Below are 2,610 nucleotides of genomic sequence, written 5' to 3'. Positions count from 1 at the left end.
CTCCCCGCCGCACCCCCAGCGGCACCGAACCGGCCACCGCCCGCAGCGACCTCCGGCTGCGCCTGATCCTTTCCGCGCTCTTCCTCCCCCTCTTCACCGCCGCCACCGTGGGCTTCGCCCTCTGGTCCGCGCACCAGGGCCCCGGTGACAGCCCCGGCAGCGGCCCCCTGACCGTCCTCGCGGTGGTCTGCGGAGTCCTCGCCCTGGCCGCCGCACTCGACCTGGTACGGGTGACGGCCCGCAGACGACGCGAGTCCGACCCGACCGACGACGTCATCGGCTGACCCATCGGAGCGCTTTGCGCGGCTTTGGCCGGAAGCAGGGCGTGAATATGCCAAACGCACGCTACTGAATCCCGGATTCCGGAGGCAGTCTGCTCACGTACCGCCTGCCCCGCCGTGTTCACGAGGTCCGGAAGCCTCCCCGCACACGGCGGGGCAGGCGTTCGTAGGGGCCGTAAATACGTTGCGGCGCGCCCCGCGCACTCGGTGAGCTGGGCCCATGGACACCACGGCGGACGGCACCCGGCGCGCGGCACGGGCCGGGCCCCGGCGACCTGGCTCCTGGCGCAGCCCGGCCGTGCTCGGCGCCCTGATGCTGTCCGCCTTCACCTTCAACACCGCGGAGAACCTGCCGGTCGGCCTCCTGAACGCGATCTCCCGGAGCCTTCGGGTGTCACCGTCCACGGTCGGTCTCCTGGTCACCGGTTACGGCGGAACGGTCGCCCTCGCCTCCCTGCCGCTCGCCCACGGCACCCGGGCGATGCCCCGGCGCCATGTGCTCACCGGGCTGCTGGCTGTGCTCGTGCTCTCCAGCCTGCTCGCCGCGTCCGCCCGTTCCTACGGGCCGCTGCTCGCGGCCCGGCTGCTCACCGCGCTCGCGCAGGCGCTGTTCTGGGCGGTGACGGGCCCGGTCGCGGTGGGCCTGTTCGCGCCCGAGGTGCGCGGGCGGGTGATCGGGGCGCTGTCCGTCGCCGGCTCGCTCGCCCTCGTGGTCGGCGTGCCCACCGGCACCTGGCTGGGCGGGCGCACCGACTGGCGGGTGCCCATGGCCGCGCTCGCCGCCCTGGGCCTGGTCTCGCTGGTGACGATCGCAGCGCTGCTCCCCACCTCGCCCCCCGAGTCCGAGCCCGCCGCCTACGGCACCGCTCCCGACACCCGCCGCTTCGCGACCGTGCTCGCGGCCGGGGCCCTGTCCGCCACCGGGGCGTTCACCGGATACACGTACCTCGTGCGGTTCCTCGGCGCGGTGAGCGGGTTCTCGCCGGGCGCCGTCGACCTCCTGCTCGTGGCGTTCGGCACCGCGTGCCTGGCCGGGGTGGGCATCACCGGCGCGCTCCTGGACCGCTTCCCGCGCGCCGCGCTGACCACCGCCGTGGCCGTCCAGGCGGTCGGCATGCTCGGCCTCTGCGCGAGCGGCACGCACCCGGTGCCGGCGGTGGTGTTCCTCGCCCTGACGGGCGGCGCGCTCGGACCGGTGTTCATGGCCGCCCAGCACGAGATGCTGATCTGCGCGCCCGGCCGAACGGACGTCGCGCTCGCCGCCAACTCCGGCGCGTACAACGCCGGTATCGCCGCGGGTGCCGCCCTCGGCGCGCTGATCCTGCCGCTCGCGGACGTACGCGGCGCCTTCCTCGCCGGCGGTCTGCTGACCACCGGGGCCTGCTTGGTCCTGCTCGCCGAGAGCATCCGAGTCGGATGACGTGACCGACGGGGGAGAGGTTGCCTTCTCTCCCCGGTTTTCCCTTCCGTCCGCCTGTGGGGCTTCCCACCCGTTAAAGATCTTGACGACCGTCGCGCGGATCGCTGAACTGTCCCCCGGGCCGTGCGACCACACGACCCGGGGGAAATCCGCCGGCATCCGGTCGGTGACGCCTGAAACGAGCGGGTACTGGGAAAAGCCTCGTACGGTCGATCACCGGACGCGGGCCGAAGGGGGCGATGTGCATGACAGGTGCGTCGAAGACGAGGAAGACGCAGCAGACGAAGGCGACGGGCTGCCCCGTCTCATGACCGCGGAAAGACATCTCGACCGGCTCCGCCCGGCGGCGGCCCGCCTCGCCCGGTTCACCGGGCGCACCCTGCGCGGCGAGTGGCACGCCATCGTCGTCGACCCGGTACGGCAACTCGCCCGGCGCGGGCTGTCCGGGCTGCTGCTGGCCTTCGTCGCCGCGTTCGGCGTCATCTTCTTCCACGACATCGCCCAGCACCCCACCGGCGCGATGTGGGTCACCCGGCTCGGCGGCGTCAAGGCCGACCTGCCGCTGTGGCTGTCCCTGCTGCGCACCCCGGTGTCGCTGTACGTCCCGGCGCTCGACCTGCCGGTCTGGGCCGGCATCACCCAGCTGTTCCTGGCCTTCGCGCTCGCCGAACTCACCCTCGGCCGCTCCCGCACCCTCGCGATCGCCTACGCCACCACGCTGGCCGGCACCCTCGTCGCCCGGCTGATGATCGCGATCGGGCCCGGCTGGTCGGGCCTGGGACTGCCGGCCGCCTGCGGGCAGGTCCTGGACACCGGGCCCTCGGCCGCGGTCGTCGGCCTGTTCACCTACCTCTCGGTCATCCGACGCGCGCCGGTGGTCTTCACCCTCACCGGCGCGCGTCGGATGAC

3 protein-coding genes are annotated in these 2,610 nt (G+C 73.6%); all 3 read left to right on the top strand.

Translation table 11 applies throughout. The features are described from left to right. Positions 1-284: DUF6343 family protein (locus CCN72_RS37540; RefSeq protein WP_086812702.1), on the top strand; the 284-nt coding region annotated here is incomplete at its 5' end. A 310-nt stretch (positions 285-594) separates the two neighbouring features. Next, on the top strand, positions 595-1,701 hold the full coding sequence (locus CCN72_RS37535; RefSeq protein ID WP_208638207.1) for an MFS transporter: 1,107 nt from the start codon (positions 595-597) through the stop codon (positions 1,699-1,701). Positions 1,702-2,008: 307 nt separating this feature from the next. Next, on the top strand, positions 2,009-2,610 hold a 602-nt coding region (locus CCN72_RS37530; protein ID WP_107430319.1), incomplete at its 3' end, for a hypothetical protein.

It is taken from the genome of Streptomyces murinus, from assembly GCF_002154555.1.
Classification (GTDB): domain Bacteria; phylum Actinomycetota; class Actinomycetes; order Streptomycetales; family Streptomycetaceae; genus Streptomyces; species Streptomyces murinus.
This window is presented reverse-complemented; position numbering and strand designations above follow the sequence as displayed.